17 protein-coding genes and 1 riboswitch are annotated in these 21,263 nt (G+C 48.6%); of the genes, 16 read left to right on the top strand and 1 reads right to left on the bottom strand.

Annotation, left to right across the window (positions count from 1 at the left end; translation table 11 throughout):
* Positions 1-103: 103 nt before the first annotated feature.
* Positions 104-2,038, bottom strand: a complete 1,935-nt coding sequence (locus AC4E8D_RS03930) for an amidase family protein (protein ID WP_490205872.1) — start codon at positions 2,036-2,038, stop codon at positions 104-106.
* A gap of 371 nt (positions 2,039-2,409) precedes the next feature.
* Between AC4E8D_RS03930 and AC4E8D_RS03935 the strand changes: the two genes are divergently transcribed.
* From AC4E8D_RS03935 to purD, 16 genes are all read left to right on the top strand, one after another.
* The gene (locus tag AC4E8D_RS03935; protein ID WP_221818706.1) at positions 2,410-4,539 is read left to right on the top strand and encodes a DNA topoisomerase III; all 2,130 of its coding nucleotides are present in this window, start codon (positions 2,410-2,412) and stop codon (positions 4,537-4,539) included.
* Positions 4,540-4,700: 161 nt separating this feature from the next.
* Entirely contained in the window at positions 4,701-4,838 is a 138-nt protein-coding gene (locus AC4E8D_RS03940; protein ID WP_186327993.1) for a hypothetical protein, read from the top strand.
* A gap of 125 nt (positions 4,839-4,963) precedes the next feature.
* Complete coding sequence (locus AC4E8D_RS03945) at positions 4,964-5,227, top strand: DUF1294 domain-containing protein (RefSeq protein ID WP_017690702.1); 264 nt, start codon at positions 4,964-4,966, stop codon at positions 5,225-5,227.
* A gap of 180 nt (positions 5,228-5,407) precedes the next feature.
* Entirely contained in the window at positions 5,408-5,842 is a 435-nt protein-coding gene (locus tag AC4E8D_RS03950) for a universal stress protein (RefSeq protein ID WP_076215141.1), read from the top strand.
* A gap of 273 nt (positions 5,843-6,115) precedes the next feature.
* Positions 6,116-6,217: riboswitch (purine riboswitch) on the top strand.
* Between the two features lie 194 nt (positions 6,218-6,411).
* Positions 6,412-6,897, top strand: coding sequence for a 5-(carboxyamino)imidazole ribonucleotide mutase (purE, locus tag AC4E8D_RS03955; RefSeq protein ID WP_017690699.1), 486 nt, complete (start codon positions 6,412-6,414; stop codon positions 6,895-6,897).
* Positions 6,894-8,096, top strand: coding sequence for a 5-(carboxyamino)imidazole ribonucleotide synthase (gene purK, locus AC4E8D_RS03960; protein WP_237178153.1), 1,203 nt, complete (start codon positions 6,894-6,896; stop codon positions 8,094-8,096). The genes purE and purK overlap by 4 nt, the downstream gene beginning before the upstream one ends.
* Entirely contained in the window at positions 8,093-9,391 is a 1,299-nt protein-coding gene (gene purB, locus AC4E8D_RS03965; protein WP_047840491.1) for an adenylosuccinate lyase, read from the top strand. The genes purK and purB overlap by 4 nt, the downstream gene beginning before the upstream one ends.
* Before the next feature lie 381 nt (positions 9,392-9,772).
* Positions 9,773-10,645, top strand: coding sequence for a phosphoribosylaminoimidazolesuccinocarboxamide synthase (locus AC4E8D_RS03970; protein WP_076253839.1), 873 nt, complete (start codon positions 9,773-9,775; stop codon positions 10,643-10,645).
* 572 nt (positions 10,646-11,217) lie between these two features.
* A complete protein-coding gene (gene purS / locus AC4E8D_RS03975; RefSeq protein WP_017690695.1) occupies positions 11,218-11,463 on the top strand; it encodes a phosphoribosylformylglycinamidine synthase subunit PurS in 246 nt (81 codons plus the stop codon).
* Positions 11,464-11,467: 4 nt separating this feature from the next.
* Positions 11,468-12,157 (top strand): phosphoribosylformylglycinamidine synthase subunit PurQ, encoded by a 690-nt coding sequence (purQ, locus tag AC4E8D_RS03980; protein ID WP_036606071.1) that lies wholly within the window; start codon positions 11,468-11,470, stop codon positions 12,155-12,157.
* Positions 12,135-14,378 (top strand): phosphoribosylformylglycinamidine synthase subunit PurL, encoded by a 2,244-nt coding sequence (gene purL, locus AC4E8D_RS03985; RefSeq protein ID WP_339306793.1) that lies wholly within the window; start codon positions 12,135-12,137, stop codon positions 14,376-14,378. Before purQ ends, purL begins: the two co-directional genes overlap by 23 nt.
* Complete coding sequence (purF, locus tag AC4E8D_RS03990) at positions 14,363-15,841, top strand: amidophosphoribosyltransferase (RefSeq protein WP_339306795.1); 1,479 nt, start codon at positions 14,363-14,365, stop codon at positions 15,839-15,841. The genes purL and purF overlap by 16 nt, the downstream gene beginning before the upstream one ends.
* Positions 15,842-16,207: 366 nt before the next feature.
* Positions 16,208-17,248 (top strand): phosphoribosylformylglycinamidine cyclo-ligase, encoded by a 1,041-nt coding sequence (gene purM, locus AC4E8D_RS03995; RefSeq protein ID WP_076329579.1) that lies wholly within the window; start codon positions 16,208-16,210, stop codon positions 17,246-17,248.
* Positions 17,248-17,865 carry a phosphoribosylglycinamide formyltransferase gene (gene purN / locus AC4E8D_RS04000; RefSeq protein ID WP_221818710.1) on the top strand — a complete coding sequence of 206 codons (618 nt, stop codon included), beginning with the start codon at positions 17,248-17,250 and terminating at the stop codon, positions 17,863-17,865. Before purM ends, purN begins: the two co-directional genes overlap by 1 nt.
* 294 nt (positions 17,866-18,159) lie before the next feature.
* Positions 18,160-19,707 (top strand): bifunctional phosphoribosylaminoimidazolecarboxamide formyltransferase/IMP cyclohydrolase, encoded by a 1,548-nt coding sequence (purH, locus tag AC4E8D_RS04005; RefSeq protein WP_169482947.1) that lies wholly within the window; start codon positions 18,160-18,162, stop codon positions 19,705-19,707.
* Positions 19,708-19,836: 129 nt separating this feature from the next.
* Positions 19,837-21,102 carry a phosphoribosylamine--glycine ligase gene (gene purD / locus AC4E8D_RS04010; protein ID WP_339306798.1) on the top strand — a complete coding sequence of 422 codons (1,266 nt, stop codon included), beginning with the start codon at positions 19,837-19,839 and terminating at the stop codon, positions 21,100-21,102.
* The last annotated feature ends 161 nt before the right edge of the window (positions 21,103-21,263 follow it).

Below are 21,263 nucleotides of genomic sequence, written 5' to 3' on the forward strand. Positions count from 1 at the left end.
GTCATGAAGAGGGTGGTCTCTTTATTGGGTTAACTCGTTTCAAAAAAGTGATATGATTGCATTTATTTTTTTGTTAACTGGATTGCTTAATTCCATAAATATTTTACGGCGTAAGTTTAGGCACTTGGCGGTGATGTGTACCTTGTTCGTAGCTGTAAGCTAGCTTGATCAAGGTTCCTTCATCAAAAGCACGACCCAGGAATTCCATACCTACTGGCAAACCATCGGTTGTGAAACCGGCAGGTACAGTGATCGCCGGGAAGCCGGAGAAAGGACTCAATCGGTTGTTACCACCAGAGTTTTGTCCTTCGCCAATAACACCAGCGGCTTGTGTGGATGTAGGATAGATTATGGCATCCAGGTTATTATCTGCCATAACTTTCAGCAGGGACTCACGTGTCACTTGGGTACGTTTCAAAACGATGTCCTTGTACTCTGTAGTCTCCAACGCTTGGCGAGCATCCCGAGTTTTCATGGATTGCTCCTGAGACTTGTCGAACTCTCCGGAAGCGATGATCTCGGACAGACTGTGATATGGAGCATCTGCGCCCAATGAGTCCAGATAGTCATTCAGTTGGAACTTGAATTCATATCCACTAAGGCTTGGGTACTTATTGATCTCAGTTAAGTTCGGGATGGAAATTGGAACTGCGGTAGCGCCAAGTGACTTCAGTTCTTCCACAGCTGTGTTGATTACGTCAGCAACGGCTTTTTCTTCAGCTTTGGTACTTGGGATGAGTTCTGTGGCCACTCCGATGCGTGCACCTTTCAACCCGTTTACATCCAAGAAATCAGTGTAGCTGGAAGGAATTTTTCCAACCGCGTAGGCTGTAGCGACATCCTTTTTGTCATAGCCGGCTGTAGCATCCAACATGATTGCAGCGTCACTAACCGTACGAGCCATAGGTCCGCCTACATCCTGTGTCAAAGCCAATGGGATAATGCCTTCACGGCTGGACAGTCCGATGGTTGGACGGATACCCACAAGGCTGTTGAAGCTGGATGGGATACGGATCGAACCGCCAGTGTCTGTACCCATGCCGGCTGCAGCAAAGTTAGATGCAATGGCTGCACCTGTTCCACCGCTTGAGCCACCTGGATAATGGTCCAGGGCGTAAGGGTTAAGTGTTTGTCCACCCAATGAGCTGGATGTCGTGATACCAAATGCGAATTCATGCAGGTTTGTTTTGCCCAAAATAATGGCGCCAGCTGCTTTGAGTTTCTTCACTTGTTCAGCATCGTGAGCAGGAATGGAATCTTTCAGACAGATACAGCCTGCGGTTGTCGGCATGTCATTGGTATCAAAATTGTCTTTCACCAGAATCGGAACGCCATGCAGAGGTCCACGAGCACCTTGAGCTGCACGTTCTTCATCCAAATGCTCCGCAATTTGGAGTGCATCTGGGTTCAGGGTTAATACAGCGTTAATGCTTACACCTTGATCATCGTATTTTTCAATGCGGTCCAGATATTTCTGAACCAGTTCTTTTGATGTCAGTTTTCCTTGCATCATTGCGGCCTGGAGATCCATAATGGTTGCTTCCTCCAAGACAAACGGTTCTATGTAGTTATAAATGCGTTCTTTCAGTATGGATAGGTCATTCTCCGTAAGTACAGCGTTTGGAAGGAAGAGGGAATCGGTATAACCTTTCATTAACCCTGCGGTATTCAATGCACCAACAGCACCTGCGAAAGTGGCTTCATCCGGGACATCCTTGAATGATTCGGTAGTCGAATCCAGCTTGAGCCATTGTTGCAGGGCGACCGCAGCATCTTTACGTTGTACGGTTGTGCCGGAGAGCTTGTCCATGGTAAAAGGAACACCTGCAAGTGTAGCCGCTTCTTCCATGGCCTGAACAAATGCGGCCGGAGTAGCAGGCGCTTTTCCTTTGGATACAGCAGCTATTGTTGTTTTACTCGTAGGCGTTGCCGTTGCGGCTGATGCCGAAGGCACCGTTCCTCCCCAAGTTGTGGCAACAACAGCTCCCGCCAGTAACAAAGCCCCATTTTTTTTCAATACAGATCCATGATAAGTCATGCATCCACGCTCCCTTCCTGTGTCTCATTGATGTGTGTTAGCAGCGATCCTGTTTCTATGCTTTTGACACATTGTATAGTTATGTTAGGTAATCTTACAAGGTTTATATTTATCCAAAAAAACGTATACATCAATACTTTACTGTGTTAATACTTATTCATGCTTCTGTTTACATGTACTCAGAAAAACTATTACATATTTTAATGTAAATAAATATAACATGAATTCGATATGTTGATTAAACATGAGGTTGCAGGATGCGAGTAGTTTAGGAAGTAGAGATGACAGAGCATACCTTTAGTGTGAAATGATATAATGAAAAGATAGGATTAAAGAGACATAACGTTCTACCAGAGAGGAAGAGATATGAAGTGAAGACATTGGTACTCGCAGAAAAACCATCTGTAGCACGCGAAATAGCCAGAGTTATGGGTGCGCGTGATAAACATAAAAGTTATATGGAAGGTCCGAAATATATCGTTACCTGGGCGCTTGGACATCTGGTTGGATTAGCTGAACCGGAGGATTACGACAAAAAGTATGCAACATGGAATCTGGAGGACCTGCCCATTCTGCCAGATCGTACGAAATTGAAAGTACTTAAAGAGACCAACCATCAATATAAAGCGGTGCAGCAGCTGATGAAACGTCAGGATGTAGGCGAACTGGTCATTGCGACGGATGCGGCACGTGAGGGAGAATTGCTGGCTCGTTGGATCATGCAGATGGCTCAGTGGAAAAAACCATTTAAACGCCTTTGGATCTCATCCCAGACAGATAAGGCGATCAAAGACGGATTTGCTTCGCTGAAGCCAGGCAGTCAGTTCGACCGCCTCTATGAATCTGCACGTTGCCGGGCGGAAGCTGACTGGATGATCGGACTTAACGTGACCCGTGCGCTAACCGTTCGTTTTAATGCTCAGTTGTCTGCTGGACGGGTACAAACCCCGACATTAGGTATGATTATGGACAGGGAAAATGAAATTAACGGTTTCCGCTCACAGGAGTATGAGACGTTAACGGCAGATTTGGGAGGTTTTCAGGCTGTGTGGCGGGCAGCTGGAGGAGATTCACGAATTTTTGACCCTCAAGAAACGCAAGAATTGAAGAAACGGGTAGATGGGCGCAAGGGCACGATTGCCCAGGTGAAGAAAAGCGAGAAAGTGGAACCACATCCACTGGCATATGACCTGACGGAACTGCAACGGGATGCCAACCGGAAATATGGTTTCTCTGCAAAGCAAACATCAAATGTCCTGCAACGTCTGTACGAACAGCACAAGCTTGTGACATACCCACGTACGGACAGTCGATACCTGACTTCCGATATGACAGCTACATTGAAAGAACGGCTGGACAGTGTAGCTATTGGACCTTATGCGTCTTTGGCACGTCCTTTGCTGCGCAAAAATCTGAATATCACCAAACGTATTGTGGATGACAGCAAAGTTACGGATCACCATGCGATTATCCCCACGGAGCAGACGGTGCTTCTGAATCAATTGAATCCAGAGGAACGCAAACTGTACGATCTGATCGTACGTCGTTTTATCAGCCTGTTCTATCCGGCAGCGAAGTACGACTCGGTTGCGATCACGGTTCAACTGGGGAATGATTCCTTCCATGTTAAAGGTACAACGGTTAAAGAAAGTGGATGGCGTGAAGTATACGGCGGTGATTACAGCGATGATGACGATGACCGTGCTGATGATGCAGCAGACCATGAGCGTGCGCTTTTGCCAGATGTGCAGCAAGGACAGTCCGTGACGGTTCAGCGTTGCCATATCAAAAGTGGACGGACGATGCCGCCCAAACGGTATACCGAAGCCGCTTTGCTTTCCCAGATGGAAAAGCATGGACTCGGAACTCCGGCTACACGTGCGGATATTATCGAGAAGCTGGTCAGTTCCGATACAATAGATCGTCAAGGCAACAGCATGCACCCGACTGGCAAAGGAAAACAGTTGATTGAACTGGCTGCTCCGCAGCTTCGTACACCGGATCTGACTGCTCGCTGGGAAGCTGAACTGGAACGCATCGCTCGTGGGCAAGGGAAACCGGGGCCGTTTCTGGATAGTATCCGATCCATGGCAAAAGAGCTGGTGTCTACGGTAAAAGGCAGCAAAGCAGAGTACAAGCCGCATAATGTGTCCAATAGCCATTGTCCGGACTGTAACGCACGGTTGTTGGAGAAGAAAGGCAAGCGCGGCAAGTTTCTTGTATGTCCTACCGAGGACTGCGGGTATCGTCGTTCGGCAGAGAAGAGACTCTCCAATCGTCGTTGTGCGCAGTGCCACAAAAAGATGGAAATTAAAGAAGGCAAGGCGGGGTTATATGTTCAATGTCTGCCTTGCGGCATTACAGAAACGCTGGATAAGGACAAACAGCATGTGAACAAACGCGATCAGCAAAAGCTGGTGAAACAATATGCGAAGCAGGAGTCCATTGGTTCTAACCTTGGAGATCTGCTGAAGGCGGCTATGGAGAAAAAGGGAGAGTAGAGCAAGCTCTGAGTTAGCGCAGATCGCATCACGCATGTAATGCTAGTTGCGAATAACTGACGTTATGGAGAGGGATTGCTGCGCGTATCCCTAATCATACATGTGATGCGGTATAAGATCCTCCGTTTTCAGGCAACGTAAGCCAAGGAGGTGATACCCATATGCCGCATAACAAACCCGAAAAGATCCATAACCAGCAGAACAAAGATAGCATTCGGGAAGAAAACATCGCTGTTCGTCCAGCCAAAGCAGCCAAAAGAGTACCAAGTCTGAACGGTATTCCCAAGCAGGAGTCCTAGGTCAGAGTGAGTTAGCGTTTATACACCAATTTCCGGTTCCCTACCCGGTGCGTTGAACATGTCCCGAATGAGGACTATAATGGAGACAGGGAGATGTCCCGGGACAGGGGGATCGCTAGAATTATATGCAAACCGGACTTATATTGTGGTTTTTATTTATTAATGTAGTTGGTTATCTGGTGATGTCCGATGATAAGAGGCGTGCACAACAGCGTCGTGACCGTACACCCGAACGGACGTTATTCTTATTAGCCTTTATAGGCGGTGCTTTGGGAGTCTGGATCGCAATGTATCGGAAAAGGCATAAGACTAAACATCCCAGCTTCACCATTGGTATTCCATTGTTGTTATTCTTGAATGCGGTAATCTACGGTTACTTTATTCAATGAACACATGCGTAACCGTTCATACTGTGGTCTCATATGTAAATTCGTTCTTATAAATGGTTCATTGTGGCTCTGGAACGTTTAAGGAGTTACATGGTTCTGTTATTTAACTGTTAGTTTATTACATGTCAGACCGAAGCTTGCTTCGCGTGCTCTACATATAAAGGAAGGGACGGGATTCACATGTTATTTTCCAAAATATTAGTGGCTTATGATGGTTCCAAAGCTTCAAATAAAGCACTTGATCGTGCGATTGAGCTAGCGAAAGTGTCCCCGAATGCAGTGCTGGATGTCATTCATGCTTTTGATTTCCCGCGTGTATTCATCGGTGAGGGGTTGGCTCCACTGCCACCTTCCCTTAATAATGACTATTACAATCTGGCAGTACAGACGACAGATGAAGCGAAAGAACGAATTCAGGCTGCGGGTGTAACGGCCAATGTGGATTTGATTCAAGGAGCGGCTGCGGAAGTATTGCTTGATTTTGCCAAAGAAAATGATTCTGATATCATTATTATTGGTAGCCGCGGACTGGGTGGAATTCGGGAATTTGTTCTGGGTAGTGTCAGTCACAATGTGGTGCAGCATGCGCAGGTTCCAGTACTGGTCGTAAAATAATAATGGATGAAGTGTGTACGCACTAAAAAGCAGGAAGCCGGTTGTCTTCGAGAGATTGAAGAGGAGCCGGCTTTCTTTTATGGGATGAAATGGATGACTAAGCGAATCTAAAGAAGCAATTCCCGAACATTATATTTGTCAATATGTTAAATGTTCGTCTTTAAGTTGACATTAGCTGTAGGGGATTGTTAGAATGTTAGATGTGTCGATCAGGTAAGAATAAGGTCGAGTAGGAACGAAATATGTAATAAGAGATAACAAAAATGAACGATGATAGTTTGATAGATATTTGCTCGTATAACGCCGGGAATAGGGCCCGGAAGTATCTACCCGGGAACCGTAAATTTCCGGACTACGAGGAGATACGGCTGAGAGTCGCACGCAACCAGATGCGGACAGCAAGCCCCCTTTTGGCATGCCCAAATGAGGGATACGTATTTCTTGGAGTCCGGTGTCCGGAGAAAATGTGATGTTTTCGCGGGTAGCGGATTTTTTCATTTCACACGTAATAAGAGTTCCTTAATAGTCAGATGTAATCAAAAAAGCTCAGACGGGAGTTGGATGTATTCATGTCACTGCAAGTCGCTGTAATTATGGGCAGCAAGTCGGATTGGGAAACGATGAAACATGCGTGCGAGGTGCTGGATGAGCTGGAGATTGGGTATGAGAAAAAGGTGGTCTCCGCCCATCGTACACCGGATTTGATGTTTGAATACGCAGAGCAAGCAATTGATCGAGGATTCAAGGTGATCATTGCAGGGGCAGGCGGGGCAGCACATCTACCCGGTATGGTTGCCGCCAAAACGATGCTTCCGGTCATTGGCGTTCCGGTTCAGTCCAAAGCATTGAACGGTCTCGATTCCTTGTTGTCCATTGTTCAGATGCCTGGTGGTATTCCCGTCGCAACTGTGGCGATTGGCAAGGCAGGGGCAACGAATGCAGGATTGCTGGCAGCTCAAATGATCGGTGCTTTTGACCCGGATGTCCAACGTCGCTCTGAAGCTCGCCGAGAGCGCATCAAACAAGAAGTACTCGAAAGTAGTGAAGAACTATGAATAGAGTCGGGAACCAATCCGGTATAGCAGGAGAGCTAAAAAAAGTCCTGTTGCCCGGGAAAACAACCATCGGCATTCTTGGAGGCGGACAGCTCGGACGTATGATGACGCTCGCAGGAACGGCAATGGGTTATCGATTCGTTACTCTTGATCCGGCTGCGGATGCACCTTGTGGTCAAGTTGCTCGCCAGATTGAAGCTGGTTATGACGATGCCAAAGCTGCACTTGAACTGGCTCGGCAATGCGATGTCATTACGTATGAATTCGAAAATGTGGATGCAGAAGTCGCTGGGCTGCTCGAGCGTGAGTCTTACGTTCCACAAGGAAGTGCGTTACTGTACACCACACAACATCGGTTGCGTGAAAAACGTGCGATCGAAGCTGCTGGAGTAAGAGTCGCGCCTTATCGTGAGATCACAAGTGCGGATACAATGCTTGCTGCTGTTAGCGAACTTGGAGTGCCGTGTGTACTGAAGACGGTGACTGGAGGCTACGATGGCAAAGGTCAACGGGTCATCCGGGAAGCAAGTCAGGCTGTTGCGGCATACGAAGAACTTGCGGCTACTGGTGCGGAACTGGTGTTGGAACAATTCATCAAGTTTGAATGCGAGATATCGGTCGTTGTAGCGCGTAGTACAAATGGGGAGATCAAAACGTTCCCGCCAGCGGAGAACATTCATGTGAACAACATTTTGCATGCTTCAATTGTACCGGCTAGAGTTGCCGCAGATATCCAGATTGAAGCGCAAAAGCTGGCAGCAGCGGTGGCAGAATCGATGAAGGCTGTTGGACTGCTGGCTGTGGAACTGTTTGTAGCGGCGGATGGAAGACTGTACGTCAATGAGCTGGCACCAAGACCGCATAATTCTGGTCACTATACGATGGAAGCTTGTGCGACTTCTCAGTTCGAACAACATATCCGTGCGATCTGCGGATTACCACTCGGGGACACTTCGTTATTGAGTCCGGTTGTTATGGTCAATGTGCTTGGAGAACATCTGGAAGGCATTATCGCCAGAACAGGGCAACCTGATGCAGAAGCGATAGAACTCGGTGTGATTCCCAAGCTTCACATATATGGTAAAACTGAAGCAAAAACAGGACGGAAGATGGGGCATGTGAATCTGCTCTGTCAGGATGTTGAAGAAGGATTGCAATGGATTGAACAAACTAACCTCTGGAGGAATACAAATTCATGATTGAACGTTATAGCAGACCCGAAATGAGAGCCATCTGGACCGAAGAGAACAAATTCCAATCGTGGCTGGAAGTTGAAATTTGTGCATGTGAGGCGTGGGCTGAACTGGGTGTAATTCCTAAGGAAGAAGCAGCATTGCTTCGTCAGAACGCATCTTTTGACATCGACCGGATCTATGAGATTGAACAGGAAACACGTCATGACGTTATCGCATTTACACGTACGGTATCTGAAAGTCTGGGTGCGGAGCGGAAATGGGTGCACTACGGACTGACTTCCACAGATGTCGTGGATACGGCTCTGGGTTATGTACTGCGTCAAGCGAATGAAATTCTGGAAAAGGATATCGTGAATTTCATTGAAATTCTTCGTGAAAAAGCACTGGCTTATCAGCACACACCAATGATGGGACGTACGCACGGTGTGCATGCTGAGCCAACGACATTTGGACTGAAAATGGCATTGTGGCATGAAGAGATGAAACGGAACCTGGAGCGTTTCCGTCATGCGGCAGACAATGTACAATACGGCAAAATCTCTGGCGCAGTAGGAACATACGCGAACATCGATCCGTTTGTTGAAGAGTTTGTCTGCGAGAAGCTGGGCACGAAACCTGCGCCGATCTCGACCCAAACATTACAACGTGACCGTCATGCGGAATATATGGCTACACTGGCGTTGATCGCAACGTCCCTGGACAAGTTTGCTACAGAGGTACGTGCACTGCAGAAGAGTGAGTTCCGTGAAGTGGAAGAAGCTTTTGCTAAAGGTCAAAAAGGATCTTCAGCAATGCCGCACAAGCGTAACCCAATTGGTAGTGAAAACATCTCTGGTCTGTCCCGCGTTATTCGCGGACACATGGTATCCGCATACGAGAACGTAACGCTCTGGCATGAGCGCGACATCTCACATTCTTCCGTAGAACGTATCATTCTGCCGGATGCAACGATGCTGCTGAACTACATGCTGAACCGTTTTGGTAACATCGTGAAGAACCTGACGGTTTTCCCTGAGAACATGAAACGCAACATGGAGCGCACCTACGGGGTACCGTTCTCCGGTCGCATCATGACAAAACTGATCGACAAAGGCTTCAGCCGCGAGCAAGCGTACGATACCGTTCAACCACGTGCGATGCAAGCATGGGAAGAACAACGCCAGTTCCAGGATATCGTGAAATCCACACCGGAAATCACAGAAGTGCTGAACGAAGAGGAAATCGCAGATGCATTCAACCCGTCATGGCACCTGAAGCACGTAGACACCATCTTCAAAAAGCTCGGCTTGAACGATTAATATATAACTCCCATAAGGCTATAGCGCAGAATGATGGTTTCGCAGGGAACGCAGAGGACAGAAATAAGCTGAAGAAGCAAAGCTAAAAGCTTTTTGAAAGAAAGCTACTTCGGAAGCATACGCTGCGCCTTTATCAAATTTAGAACAAGTTTTACTCCCTAAAAGTATAGGTTGATTATGTGTTCACGCTGGAACGGAGAAGGTAGAAAAAACCTGAAGAGGCAAAGCGCTCGCCTTTATCCCCGGATTTTCACTTTGCAAAAGTGGAATCAAAAAATCTGGGGATAACAGCGATCGGAAGGTTGTTCTGCATTCGGAGTGGACCCGCGTGATAAGGGGAATTGGACGTATACTTTACATCTCCTGAAAGAAGGTGAGCCCATGGCACTGTCCACTGCGGCAGATCTCGTTAAAGCACCTCTGTTATATAAAGGAAAAGTACGTGAATTGTACGATCTGGGTGAACATTTTCTGATCGTGGTTACGGACCGTATATCGGCATTTGATTACGTGCTGGACCCGGCGGTTCCCGAGAAAGGAAACGTACTGAATAAACTCAGCAGCTTTTGGTTCGAACTGACGGGTGACATGATGGAGAATCACGTCGTTCATACCGATGTGAATCAACTGGGTGATCTCATCACAGACCCTGAATTGCTCAAAGACCGCATCATGGTAACCCGCAAAGCAGAACGCATTGATATTGAATGTGTCGTGCGTGGATACATCACTGGTGGGGGATGGAGACAATACGAGACGAGTGGTGAAGTGAATGGCATTAAACTGCCTGATGGACTTCGCAAAAACGCCAAGCTCGAAGTTCCAATTTTCACACCGGCAGCCAAAAATGATGTTGGTCACGATGAGGACATCCCAATGGATCGCATGAAAGAACTGGTGGGAGACGCACTCGCAGTTGAGCTTCAGGAAAAAAGCTTGCGCCTGTACGAATTCGCCCGTGATTACTGCGATCAGCGTGGCATCATTCTCGCAGACTGCAAATTCGAGTTCGGCATCGTGGATGGCAAGGTCATCCTGATTGACGAAATCTTCACTCCAGATGCTTCACGCTTCTGGGCCAAAGAGAACTATGAACTGGACATCGAGATCGACAGCATGGATAAAGAGCCAGTGCGCACCTATCTCGCTGGAACCGATTGGGACAAGAACAGTAAACCCGATCCACTCCCACAAGAGGTAGTTGAAGCAACAACCGCAAGATACGTCGATATTTATAATCGTTTAACGAAATAATAACGTTTGAGGAGACTAACGTTTGAGCGGACTACGAGAAAGTTTGGCTTTCGATCGCTGTTGCCCCCGGAATGTTTTGATTGGAATCCTTTTTTTAAAAGGAAACATTCCGGTTGCAAAGGCGAGCACTTCGTTTCTCTAGCTCAAATCTTTCCCTCCGCCAGTGTTCAAACTGGTGGATGAGGCAATTTAAGAGCGGTGGCTACCCGCAGGCAGGGAAGCCTGAAAAGATTATGAGAGTTAAATTCATTGATTACTAAAGTAACTTGAAGACCATTCACTCTTTCCAAGTAATGGTCAGACTAGACCATTACACACCGTGCAACGTAAAAGGTTTAGGCCTTTAAAAAACGTCGCATGGACTAGCGTAGGGGCGGAATTGTTCTTAAAGGAGCGATAGCGTTCGCCTTTGTCCCCGGGTTTTGACCGCACAGCGGTTCAAAACAATCAAAAAACCTGGGGACAACAAGCGACCGGAAGAACAATCCGCCCCGGAGCAAGCGCCCCAAGTCATCTTTTTTAACAGCGTAAAGCATTTATCCCGTTCATTACTGAGGAGGAACATAAGGATCATGATCAAAGCAACCGTATATGTCACTATTAAGCAAAGCGTACTCGACCCGCAAGGCGTAGCTGTTCAAGGAGCCCTGCATTCCATGGGATTCAACGAAGTGGAAAGTGTACGGATCGGTAAAGTCATGGAATTGAACCTGGATACAACAGATCGTGCGGAAGCGGAGAAACGATTGAAAGTCATGTGTGAAAAGCTGCTGGCCAACACCGTTGTTGAAGATTACCGCTACGAATTGGAGGGTTAATCTCATGAAATTTGCAGTTCTTGTGTTCCCTGGCTCCAACTGCGACATCGACTGTTACAAGGCAGTGGAAGATGCGATTGGACAAGAGGTTGATTATGTATGGCACACGGCTACAGATCTATCGGCTTATGATTGTATTTTAGTTCCAGGTGGTTTCTCTTATGGTGACTACTTGCGTTGCGGAGCGATTTCCCGCTTTGCACCGGTAATGAACGAGGTAGCGAAAGCTGCTGAACAAGGTAAATATATTTTGGGTATTTGCAACGGATTCCAGATCCTGACGGAAGCGGGATTGCTTCCAGGTGCATTGATCCGTAACACTTCCCTGAAATTCCGTTGTCACGATACGGTATTGAAAGTGGCAAACGCAGATACACCATTTACACGTGACTATGCACCCGGCGAAGAGATTATCATCCCGATTGCTCACGGTGAAGGCAACTATTATTGCGACGAGGAGACGCTGGCGAGTCTGCAAGCGAACAACCAGATCGTATTTACGTATGGTACCAACCCGAACGGCTCTCTGGGTGATATTGCAGGAGTCTGTAACGAGGCTGGAAACGTGGTCGGCATGATGCCGCATCCAGAGCGTGCAGTGGATTCACTGTTTGGTTCGGAAGACGGCAAACGTATGTTTACATCTATTTTGAAAGCATGGAGGGATCGGCATGACGCAGCAGCTATCCGCTAAGGAACCAACAGCAGAACAGGTCGCAGAACATAAACTTTACGCACAAATGGGCGTATCTGACAGCGAGTATGAGCTGATCTGTGAGTTCATGGGGCGCAAGCCAAACTACACGGAAATTGGTGTGTTCAGTGTAATGTGGTCCGAGCATTGTGCTTATAAAAACTCCAAGCCATTGCTGCGCCGTTTCCCAACCACTGGACCACGTGTCCTGATGGGACCTGGTGAAGGTGCCGGTATCGTGGATATCGGTGATAACCAGGCCGTTGTATTCAAAATTGAAAGCCATAACCATCCTTCCGCGGTTGAGCCTTATCAAGGTGCGGCAACAGGCGTGGGCGGCATTATCCGTGATATTTTCTCCATGGGCGCAAGACCGGTAGCGTTGTTGAACTCCCTTCGTTTCGGCAAGCTGGAGAGCGATCGCGTTAAATATTTGTTCGAACATGTGGTAGCGGGTATTGCTGGATACGGTAACTGTATCGGTATTCCTACCGTTGCAGGCGAAGTCATGTTTGATGAGAGCTACGAAGGTAATCCACTGGTTAACGCCATGTGTGTGGGTCTAATTGATCATGACAAGATTCAGCGCGGTGTAGCTAAAGGTGTAGGTAACCCGGTTTACTATGTGGGCCCACCAACTGGCCGGGATGGTATTCATGGAGCAACCTTTGCATCGGTTGAACTGACGGAAGAATCCGAGTCCCAACGGACAGCGGTTCAGGTTGGTGACCCGTTTATGGAAAAACTCGTCATGGAATCCTGTCTGGAATTGATCGACACGGGCATCGTGCTCGGTATTCAGGATATGGGTGCTGCGGGTCTGACATGTTCAAGTGCAGAGATGGCAAGTAAAGCGGGTAACGGTCTGGAATTGTATCTGGATCAGGTACCACAGCGTGAAGAAGGCATGACGCCTTACGAGATGATGTTGTCTGAGTCCCAGGAACGGATGCTATTCGTTGTTGAGCCGAAGGATGAGGCGCAGGCGATGGAAATCTTTGAACGTTGGGGCGTAATCTGTGCCAAAGTTGGTAAAGTAACGGATGACGGTCGTCTGAAATTGATCCACCACGGCGAAGTGGTCGGAGATATGCCAGTAACGGCATTGGTTGACGAATGTCCAGTGTATGACAAACCGTCTTCTGTACCTGCGTACTACGAGCAAAGTGCCTCCATCGACACGCTTCGTTACGACGAAGTGTCGGATCTCGGCGGAGCGTTGAAACAAGTGCTGGCTTCCCCAACAGTAGCAAGTAAAAAATGGGTGTATGATCAATACGACTACATGGTGCGTACAAGTACTGCCGTTCGTCCAGGTTCGGATGCAGCCGTAGTTACGATTCGTGGCACACGCAAAGGTCTCGCGATGACAACGGACTGTAACGGACGTTATGTGTACCTTGATCCTGAAGTTGGTGGACGGATTGCCGTGAGTGAAGCAGCGCGTAACATTGTATGTTCCGGTGCGGAGCCGCTGGCGATCACGGACAACCTGAACTTCGGTAACCCGGAGAAGCCGGATATTTTCTGGCAAATGGAGAAAGCCGTAGACGGTATGGCAGAAGCTTGCCGTGTGCTGGATACGCCGGTCATCGGTGGTAACGTAAGTCTGTATAACGAAAACGCCAAAGGCTCCATCTATCCAACGCCAGTTGTCGGAATGGTAGGTCTTGTTCATGATACGGATCATATCACGACACAATCATTCAAGTCCGAAGGTGATGTCATCATCCTCCTCGGTGAAACAAAAGCTGAACTGGGTGGCAGCGAGCTGCAATACGCGGTTCATGGTCAGACGGAAGGTCGTCCGCCAGAACTGAACTTGCAAACGGAAAAAGCGTTGCTCAGCACGGTGCTGGAAGCTATTCAATCCGGTCTCGTTCGCTCGGCACATGACTTGTCTGAAGGCGGCTTGGCTGTTGCACTCGCAGAGTCTTGTATCAGTGGTAACGTAGGAGCACAGGTAAATGTCGAGACTGCACTGCGTGCAGATCACGCCCTATTCAGTGAGAGCCAATCCCGTATCTTGTTGTCGGCTACGCCAGAGCAAGCGGGTAAACTTGAGGCATTTGTACGTGAGCGCGGTGTACCTGTAGCTGTGATTGGACGTGTAGAAGGAAGTAACCTGACGATTGAATTGAACGGAACATCAGCCGTGAGCGAACCTGTAGGAGGTTTAGCTCAGGTCTGGGAGGATGCGATTCCATGTCTCATGAACTGACGACAGGACCGTTGTGGACAGGCGATTATTATAATGAAGGGTCCGGCAAGGACGGACTCGACAAATTGAAAGAAGAATGCGGCGTGTTCGGGGTGTTCAGACACCCTGACGCGGCTTCGCTCTCCTATTATGGACTGCATGCGCTGCAACATCGGGGCGAAGAGAGTGCAGGCATGTGTGTGAGTGATGGCAGCCAGTTTAACTATCATCGCGGTATGGGTCTGGTGAAAGAAGTGTTCACCAAAGACCTGATGCAGACATTGACTGGGGATATTTCCATTGGACATGTCCGTTATTCAACAAGTGGTGACAGTAAACTGACGAACGCACAGCCATTGGTATTTAAATACCGTGATGGTGATCTCGCAGTAGCGACTAACGGAAACATTGTGAATGCACCAACGATCCGGCGTGAGCTGGAGCAGAGCGGGTCCATTTTTCAAACAACAAGTGATACCGAGGTCATTGCGCATCTGATTGCACGATCCTCCAAGGGGCTTGTTGAGGCTGCAAAAGAGGCATTCCAGCGCATTGTGGGTGGTTATGCGTTTCTGATCATGACCAACGACAAGCTGCTCGTGGCTTCCGATCCGCACGGACTTCGTCCGCTGACGATGGGTAAGCTGGGAGATGCGTATCTGTTTGCATCCGAGACTTGTGCACTGGAAACAATCGGCGCAGAGTTGATTCGTGATATCGAGCCGGGTGAATTGCTTGTGCTGGATGCAGATGGTCTGCACGAGGATCGCTTTGATCATCACAAACACCGCAAGGCATTATGCGCGATGGAATATATTTATTTTGCCCGTCCGGATAGTGATATGAATGGTACGAACCAGCATGCTGCTCGTAAACGGATGGGAAGCCGTATGGCGATTGAGTCGTTTGTGGATGCGGACTTGGTTACGGGGGTACCAGATTCCAGCATCTCGGCGGCCATTGGTTATGCGGAGCAAACGGGTATTCCGTACGAGATGGGTATGATCAAGAACAAATACACCGGACGTACGTTTATTCAGCCAAGCCAGGAACTGCGGGAGCAGGGTGTGAAGATGAAGCTGAGCGCTGTACGTCGCGTTGTGGAAGGCAAACGTGTGGTCATGATTGATGACTCCATCGTACGGGGAACAACCTCCCGTCGGATCGTGAACATGCTGCGTGATGCAGGAGCTACCGAGGTCCATGTGCGAATTACATCACCACCTTTCAAAAACCCGTGTTTCTACGGTATTGATACGCCTGACAGCCGTGAATTAATTGCTTCACAGTTGTCGGTGGAAGAAATCTGCCGTGAAATTAATGCGGACTCCCTGGAGTTCCTCAGTCCCGATGGACTGATTGCATCGATTCAGGGAGATAATCAGGATGATCCCAAGGGCGGGCTTTGCCTCGCATGTTTTGATCATGATTACCCAACCCGCCTCGATTTCAACGGCGAAGAAAAATTCGGCTGCAGCTGTTAGCCTTATAGCCCCGCTTTGCGGAGCAACAGGGGCTAGGCAGCCAGGCGAAGCAGCTGCCCCCGGGCCTAGCCCGCGCCGTTAAGCCCCGCCTTGCGGAGCAATAGGGGCCAGGCAGCCGAGCGAAGCAGCTGTCCAGCGGGCTTGCCCCGCAGCGTAGCTGAGCGGGGTTCGCCGACCGATGGCTTACAGCCAACGGAATCGGCGAACAATCCCGCGAGATCACGAACGAACCAACCATAGCAAGATCACACCAGCCACCTCTGCACCGCTTTTTTTGGCGGGTGTCCAGAGGGCCTGCCAAGGTCCTATGGGGTCCTCCCGGGCGGGAGGATTTAGGTGGGGCGAAAAAAAAGGAGATGATTCCACTTGTCTGAAGCATATAAAAAGGCCGGCGTCGATATCGCGGCAGGTAATGAAGCGGTTGAACGGATGAAAAAACACGTGAAGCGTACCTTCCGTCCGGAAGTGATGACGGATCTGGGTGGATTCGGTGCCCTGTTCGGTTTGAACAAAGATAAATACGATGAGCCGGTGCTTGTATCCGGTACGGATGGTGTAGGCACCAAGCTGAAAATTGCATTTGCCATGGACCGTCACGATACCATCGGAATCGACGCGGTAGCGATGTGTGTGAACGACATTGTGGTACAGGGTGCAGAACCACTTTTCTTCCTTGACTATCTGGCATGTGACAAAGTCATTCCTGAGAAGATCGAAGCTATTGTTGCGGGCATCGCTGAAGGCTGTCATCAATCGGGTTGTGCGCTGATCGGTGGCGAAACGGCGGAGATGCCGGGCATGTACAGTGAAGGCGAATACGATATTGCCGGATTCACGGTGGGCATCGTGGACAAAGCGAAGATCATCAACGGTACAACCATCGCACCTGGCGACACAGTGATTGGATTGGCCTCCAGCGGTGTGCATAGTAACGGATTCTCGCTGGTACGCAGACTTTTGTTGGAAGATGCGGGACTTGATCTGCATGATGAAGTAGCGGAACTGGGCGGTAAGCTGGGTGATTCCCTGCTGGAACCTACAAAGATCTATGTTAAACCTCTGTTGTCCCTGCTGGAAAAGGTAAAAGTAAAAGGCATGGCACACATTACAGGTGGTGGCTTCATCGAGAATATCCCACGTATGTTGCCAAGCAACGTGAATGTGGATATTGACTACGGCTCTTGGCCGATCCTGCCGATCTTCAACCTGTTACAGGAAAAGGGAGCTGTCTCAAACCGTGACATGTTCACCACATTCAACATGGGTGTTGGGCTTGTACTGGTCGTTAATGAAGCAGATGCAACAGAAGCGCTGCAACAACTGAAAGCATCTGGTGAAGAAGCGTACATCATTGGCCGTGTTACTGAAGGAGATGCGCGAGTAACCTTCACGGGAGCGGATGTTTAATGGGGAACTACCGCATAGCTGTATTTGCCTCGGGTGAAGGGTCCAACTTTCAGTCACTGGTCGATGCAGTACGAAACGGTGGGCTGAATGCGTCCGTTGATCTGCTCGTGTGTGATAAACCGGCTGCACGTGTTGTGCAGCGGGCACAGGACGCAGGCGTGGATTGTCATCTGTTTACTCCGAAAAATTATGCTTCCCGTGAAGCCTATGAGGCAGAGATCGTGGAAGTGCTAGAATCCAAAAAGATAGACTTGGTCGTTCTAGCAGGATATATGAGATTGCTGACTTCTGTTGTGGTGGATTGTTACGCAGGGCGGCTGATTAACATTCATCCGTCCTTGCTACCGGCATTTGCAGGTAAGGATGCGATTGGACAGGCTCTCGATTATGGCGTGAAAGTGACGGGTGTGACCGTGCACTTTGTAGACGGTGGCATGGATACAGGGCCGATTATTGCCCAGCATCCTGTTCCCATTTTGCCAGAGGATACCCCTGAAACCATCAGCCGTTCCATCCATGCAGCTGAACAGCAGTTATACCCTGAAGTTGTTTCCTGGTTCGCGCAAGGTCTGGTTCAGTTAGACGGACGTCACGTCACTGTTAACAAACCGGTTTGATATAAGTTGAAAAATTTTTATACATTAACGGAGAGGACAGAAAAAACCTGAAAAAGCGAAGCGTTCGCCTTTATCACCGGATTTTCCCTTTAAGAAAAGGGAATCAAAAAATCTGGGGATAACAGCGATTGGAAGGTTGTTCTGTCATCGGAGTGTCCCGTGTAAACATCTTGGTTCCACTTATATAACAGAAGTCGAATATTGGTACGCATTTTGTGATATTTCTCGGGAAATAAATCGGCTGTGTTTCGTCAGAAAACGCGAAGCCATGGGACATTAAAGGAGGAGCATATTGTGAGTATCAAAAGAGCGCTGGTTAGCGTATCGGATAAAACGGGCATCGTGGACTTTTGCCGCGAGCTGTCGCAAATGGGTGTGGAGATTATTTCGACAGGAGGTACAAGCAGCCTGTTGTCGAAGGAAGGCGTACCTGTCATCGGAATTTCGGATGTGACCGGATTTCCGGAAATCATGGACGGACGTGTCAAAACATTGCATCCGGCAGTTCATAGTGGGTTGTTGGCTGTGCGTGATAACGAAGAGCACACACGCCAGATGGAAGAACTCGGTCTCGGCTATATCGATCTGGTTGTCGTGAACCTATATCCATTCCAAGAGACTATTGCGAAACCGGACGTGGCATACGAAGATGCCATCGAGAACATCGATATCGGTGGTCCAACGATGCTTCGCTCGGCAGCCAAAAACCATGCCTTTGTCAGTGTCGTTGTAGACGCATCTGATTACAGCCAAGTGCTGGAGGAAGTGCGCAACGATGGAGATACCACTCTCGAAACTCGCAAACGGCTTGCGGCAAAAGTGTTCCGCCATACAGCGGCTTACGATGCACTCATCTCCGACTACCTGTCCAACGTAAATGGTGATCCACTGCCAGAGCGTCTGACGGTTACTTACGAAAAACTCCAGGATTTGCGTTATGGCGAAAATCCACACCAGCAGGCGGCATTCTACCGCAAACCGCTGGCTGCTCAAGATACGTTGACAACAGCCGAGCAATTGCATGGCAAAGAGTTGTCTTACAATAACATCAACGATGCGAACGCAGCATTGCAGATTGTCAAAGAGTTTGAAGAACCGGCCGTTGTCGCGGTTAAACATATGAACCCATGCGGCGTGGGCATTGGCGTAAGTATCTATGAAGCTTACAGCAAAGCATATGCTGCAGATCCAACATCTATCTTTGGTGGCATTGTGGCAGCGAACCGCATTATCGATAGCGATACAGCAGGCAAATTGAGCGAGATTTTCCTGGAAATCGTACTTGCTCCTGACTTTACGCAAGAGGCTCTCGATATCCTGACGAAGAAGAAAAACATTCGTTTGCTCAAAACGGGCGAACTGAATGCTGCTCGTAAACGGGAGAGCCAATTCGTGGTTACGTCCATCGACGGCGGTATGATCGTGCAACAGTCCGATGTGCACTCCATTGAAGCGAGCGAGCTGAACGTGGTAACGGATCGTGCGCCATCGGAAGAAGAACTGAAACAGCTGTTGTTTGGCTGGAAAGTAGTTAAACATGTGAAATCGAACGCGATCGTACTTGCTGCGAATGATATGACGGTAGGTGTGGGCGCTGGACAAATGAATCGTGTGGGTGCAGCCAAAATTGCAATTGAGCAAGCTGGCGAGCAAGCAAAAGGTGCTATTCTAGCATCTGATGCGTTCTTCCCAATGGGTGATACGCTGGAACTGGCAGCAAAAGCCGGAATTACAGCAGTGATTCAACCTGGTGGTTCGATCAAAGATGAAGAATCCATCAAAGTAGCGAATGAATACGGAATTGCCATGGTCTTCACAGGCGTTCGTCACTTCAAGCACTAGAGCGAAAAAGGTTTAATAAGGGGTGTCGCCAGTCATATCTATGACTTATGGTACACCCCCTCTTTTTTAGGCTTATCAACACGCAATAACGTAACAAATCCAGTTATGCACGGAGGGGGAACAGAACGAATGGATATTTTGGTAGTAGGTGGCGGTGGCCGGGAGCATGCCATCATCTGGGCGCTGGCAAAGAGTCCAAAGGTAGACAAGATTCACTGTGCACCGGGAAATGCAGGTATTGCTCAGCTCGCTGAGTGTCATGCCATTGCGGTAAATGAATTCGATAAACTAACGGCTCTTGCTGTAGAGCTTAAAGTGGGTCTGGTGGTTATTGGTCCGGATGATCCGCTTGCGGATGGGATCGTGGATGCATTTGATTCGACAGGTATTCCAGTATTCGGACCCCGTCGTAATGCAGCAGAGATCGAAGGAAGTAAAACATTCATGAAGGACCTGCTGCACAAATACAACATTCCAACCGCAGCCTATGAAAAATTCGATAACTACGAACAGGCACAGGCTTACCTGAATGAGCAAGCGATTCCAGTTGTCATCAAGGCAGATGGATTGGCAGCGGGCAAAGGTGTGACGGTAGCTTATTCCCGTGAAGAGGCTGATCAGGCACTTCGCAGTATTATGGTGGAGAAAGTATTTGGTGAAGCAGGAGCCAAAGTGATTATTGAGGAATACCTCGCAGGACAGGAAATGTCGATTCTGGCTTTTGTCGATGGGGAGACGGTTCGTCCAATGGCGGCAGCACAGGATCACAAACCTGTATTCGATAATGATCAGGGGCCAAACACAGGCGGTATGGGTACATATTCACCTTTGCCACACATTCCTGCATCCATTATTGAAGAAGCCGTAGAGACGATCATCAAACCAACAGCCAAGGCCATGGTATCCGAAGGGCGTCCGTTCCAAGGCGTGTTGTTTGCTGGACTGATGATTTCACCAGATGGTAAACCCAAAACGATTGAGTTCAATGCACGTTTCGGTGATCCCGAGACACAGGTTGTTTTGCCACGATTGAAGAGTGACCTGTTCGATATCTTCTGGGCAACTGTTCATGGTAAGCTGGCAGACATTGAAATTGAATGGAGCGATGAAGCCGCAGTATGTGTGGTGCTTGCTTCAGGAGGTTATCCGGGTCCTTATGCCAAAGGCGTAGTCATTGAAGGTCTCGAACAAGTGCAAGATGCCGTGGTATTCCACGCAGGTACAGCGCGTAGTGAAGCAGGAGACTGGGTCACGAATGGTGGACGGATCCTGGGCGTAGTTGGCCTTGGCGCGGATATTGCAGAAGCTAGAAACAAAGCCTACGCACAGGCGGAATGTATCCATTTTGATGGCAAACATCAGCGGACGGATATTGCTGCCAAAGCATTGGTGTAGGATAAATAGGAGAGAGCCCGTAAAGATGTGCGCCGTAAGGTTGTTGCATCCTGCGGGCTCTTTGTTGCGTATATAGATGTATGCTATGTAAACACACATGTTTAATGACCTAAAGTAAAGGGTAGTATTTTTATAAATTGGACTATACTAATTATGTGAAG

The sequence above is a fragment of the Paenibacillus sp. SRL342 genome, from assembly GCF_984798905.1.